3 protein-coding genes are annotated in these 3,863 nt (G+C 36.0%); 1 reads left to right on the forward strand and 2 read right to left on the reverse strand.

The window, feature by feature from the left end:
• Positions 1 to 463, reverse strand: a 463-nt coding sequence (locus tag D5R40_RS30910; protein WP_124155719.1) for an RNA-guided endonuclease InsQ/TnpB family protein, incomplete at its 3' end; no start/stop codon positions are given.
• 102 nt (positions 464 to 565) lie between these two features.
• Positions 566 to 1,921 (reverse strand): FAD-binding oxidoreductase, encoded by a 1,356-nt coding sequence (locus D5R40_RS30915; protein ID WP_124155720.1) that lies wholly within the window; start codon positions 1,919 to 1,921, stop codon positions 566 to 568.
• A gap of 229 nt (positions 1,922 to 2,150) precedes the next feature.
• Between D5R40_RS30915 and D5R40_RS30920 the strand changes: the two genes are divergently transcribed.
• The gene (locus D5R40_RS30920; protein WP_124155721.1) at positions 2,151 to 3,740 is read left to right on the forward strand and encodes a hypothetical protein; all 1,590 of its coding nucleotides are present in this window, start codon (positions 2,151 to 2,153) and stop codon (positions 3,738 to 3,740) included.
• Positions 3,741 to 3,863: the final 123 nt, after the last annotated feature.

Genomic DNA, 3,863 nt, shown 5'->3' on the forward strand with positions numbered 1-3,863 from the left:
AGTACCAATCCCCCGCTTGTCTACTAATGGTTATTTTTTGAGTAGTCGCCTCAATTGGCTCATAAGTCTTAACCCAACCAATAAAAGGTATGTTATGATTCCATCCATTTAATTCTATGGGTTTTCCACAATTATCAATTGTGAATGAATCAGACTTACCTTTCTTCTTAAATCGTGGGCGTTTACCCAATCCTTGGAAGAACCTCTTAAATGCTTCACCTAAGTTTATAAAAGCATATTGATAAACTTTAGATGACAAGTTTTTCATCCAAGGATAAAGTGGTTTTGTATGATTGGTAAAAACCTCTCTAAGCTTGCGGGCATTAGGCTTATAACCATCTGTGTAAGCAGCATTCCACAGACTTAAACCCCAGTTATAACACCAGCGTGAATAGCCTGCGTGTTGGGCTAAAAGCGTTTTTTGCTGATTATTTAATTTGAGCTTGGTTCTAATGGATTTCATATATGGGTGAGGGCAACCTGTCTAAAAGTATGCTTTAATACGTATTAAATCGTTATTCTCTGATTAAGTCAATGCTCCATAGAAAAACTCTAATAATTTTTTCTATCTCTCTAACCAAGCTTTCATTTTTCCAGGATTTAATAATCCGTAGGGGTCTACCTTTTTCTTAAATTCTAACTGCTCAAAATCTGTGGTTTTCATTCCTCCATCTTCCAAAATATAGGTATGAGGATTAAAAATATTTACCCCATTTTTTTCGTGATATTCAATAATTTCATTTAGTCGTTCTTCTGAAGTATAACGGACAATTTGTAATCCTACTGGTGTAGTTTGACCATCCATTCGCATAAATTCTAAGTGCATGATTACTTCATCACCAAAATGCCGATACATTTTTTCTACAAGTGCTAGATTTCTATCACTTGGAAAACCACTTTGTAAATAAGTCAAATTTGTATCTACACTCCGAGCGTGTAATGTTGTATGATTCCAAGTAAACTCATATATTGGCGTACCCTTACTTGCCTCTTGAGCAGTTTTTTTATAACAAATTTCACCTTTAAATTCTTTAACTAAATCCTGAAAAGATGCCAAACTATATTCAGATACCATCAAAAAAGCACAATGTTTTCCTTCAGGAATTGAACTTTTTACCCCAGCAAAAAAACTAGGTATCGGCCAAGCAAAAACAGTAATTAATTTTTTGACAATTCCATCACTATCTCCCAATGCTTGAGCGAATTTTGCACAGGTCATAAAGTCGTCAAAAGTTACTATTAATTCTGCCCAAGGATAAGTAGGAGCTAGGGGTATTTCTAATTGAGTAATAATTCCATTTGTTCCATAGGCATGATTAACTTTTTGTACGTCATCGCCACGCAATTCTATAACTCTTGGTTCGTCTTCCATTGTGACAACTCGCACAGCAGAAACATTACCTCTATCTCTCAATCCACCATAATTAATTGAACCAATTCCACTACTACCACCACCGATAAAACCGCCAATTGTAGCAGTACGATAAGTTGAGGGAAACATCCTGATTTCCCAACCAATTTCTCTAGTTTTTTTATCTAATGCTATTAATTTTACTCCTGGTTCGACGCAAGATAAACCTGGTTTTATCCAATTAATATTATTCATTTTTGTAGTGTCGAGAACTACCCCTCCTTCTAAAGGAATACATTGCCCATAATTACCAGTTCCAGCACCTCTAACTGTTAAAGGTGCTTGATATTTAACGCAAGTTTTAGCTATTTGTAAAACCTCTGCTTCATTGGTAGGGCGGACAATTAAATTAGCTTTTTTATCTTTTAGTTGCGATTGTAAAATTGGACTGAAATGATAATAGTCTAAGGATAGTTTGGTGACTTGATTTGGCTCGGTAATAATTTCGATATTTGTTAGTTCTGATGCTAGGGCATTCCAATTTATTTGTTTTGTTTTAGTTGTTGTCATAGGTATTTTGAGTAAATAAATATTTTAACAAAAATTGCTACTTTTATTTTATATTTGAGTCAAATATTACAATCTTATCATAAATATAAGAGATAAAAATCATTAGTTTAGACCGACTTTTCCTTCGGAATGTTGCGTAAATGGTTTTTTAGTGTTATTAAAATATTATTAAGGTTTTCTATTTTCCCCTTTAATAAGTAAATTTATCAAGTTCACAAAGTGAAGAAAAATGGACGACTTAAATTTAACTTTTATGCAGATTCAACCAGGCTCGACTATAAGTGGAATTGTAGCTGGTTTCGTAGATAATGGAGAAGACTTTACCCTAAATTTTAGCGGTGGTAGCACTATTGTAGACACCTCACCTTTGGACGCTAATCAATTAGGCTTAAATATCGGGGATCCCGTAAATGTCTTAGTTGCTGAATTTGATGGCCTTGAAATTGATACTATATTTATGACTAGACCAGATAATTCAATTATTTTAGGCAGTCAAACTAGCCCAGTCCCACCGCCCCCACAAGCAGCATTAGACCCCATTACAGGAGGAATAGCTAATCCTCCTTCCCCAGCATTTAACCCTGTTATCCCTCCCCAAGGAAACCCGATTTTTAGCAATACACCTACATTGGAACCACCTCCAGAATTGAACCCTGTTATCCCTCCTCAAGGAAATCCAATTTTCGGTACGGTGCTAGGGATAGTTGATAATGATGAATTTCTCCTACAGGATGGTAACGGTACTCAAATTTTAGTGGATGCAGATTTACCAGATAATCAATTCTTAAATGTAGTACCAGGGGAACAAGTAAATGTAGTGGGCATCTTTGATAATGATAATTTTGATGCTTTCTCTATTACTCGTCCAGATGGTTCCGTTATTTTTAGCAATACACCTACATTGGAACCACCTCCAGAATTTAACCCTGTTATTCCTCCCCAAGGAAACCCAATTTTTAGCAATACACCTACATTGGAACCACCTCCAGAATTGAACCCTGTTATCCCTCCTCAAGGAAATCCAATTTTCGGTACGGTGCTAGGGATAGTTGATAATGATGAATTTCTCCTACAGGATGGTAACGGTACTCAAATTTTAGTGGATGCAGATTTACCAGATAATCAATTCTTAAATGTAGTACCAGGGGAACAAGTAAATGTAGTGGGCATCTTTGATAATGATAATTTTGATGCTTTCTCTATTACTCGTCCAGATGGTTCCGTTATTTTTAGCAATACACCTACATTGGAACCACCTCCAGAATTTAACCCTGTTATTCCTCCCCAAGGAAACCCAATTTTTAGCAATACACCTATATTGCCACCACCTCCAGAATTGAACCCTATTATCCCTCCTCAAGGAAATCCAATTTTCGGTACGGTGGTAGGAATAGTTGATAATGATGAATTTATCCTACAGGATGGTAACGGTACTCAAATATTAGTGGATGCAGATTTACCAGATAATCAATTCTTAAATGTAGTACCAGGGGAACAAGTAAATGTAGTGGGCATCTTTGATAATGATAATTTTGATGCTTTCTCTATTACTCGTCCAGATGGTTCCGTTATTTTTAGCAATACACCTACATTGGAACCACCTCCAGAATTTAACCCTGTTATTCCTCCCCAAGGAAACCCAATTTTTAGCAATACACCTATATTGCCACCACCTCCAGAATTGAACCCTATTATCCCTCCTCAAGGAAATCCAATTTTCGGTACGGTGGCAGGGATAGTTGATAATGATGAGTTTTTCTGGTATGATGACGATGATGATGAGTCTTTCTGGGATGATAACGATCGTGATGACGACTAAAATATTCCATAGATTCAATTGAAAAAAAGTTATAATATCATGTCCGTTTATATCGTTTGTGTAAACCTAAGGGTGAATATCTACAGGAAATGATGGTTTTTTTCTTGCGAGGGTAGCCTTCTT

The organism is Okeania hirsuta (assembly GCF_003838195.1).
Taxonomy (GTDB): domain Bacteria; phylum Cyanobacteriota; class Cyanobacteriia; order Cyanobacteriales; family Microcoleaceae; genus Okeania; species Okeania hirsuta.

Excerpts from the sequence above, each read along its gene's own strand:
- D5R40_RS30915 (WP_124155720.1), bottom strand. The coding sequence starts at position 1,921 with ATGACAACAACTAAAACAAAACAAATAAATTGGAATGCCCTAGCATCA.
- D5R40_RS30920 (WP_124155721.1), top strand. The coding sequence starts at position 2,151 with ATGGACGACTTAAATTTAACTTTTATGCAGATTCAACCAGGCTCGACT.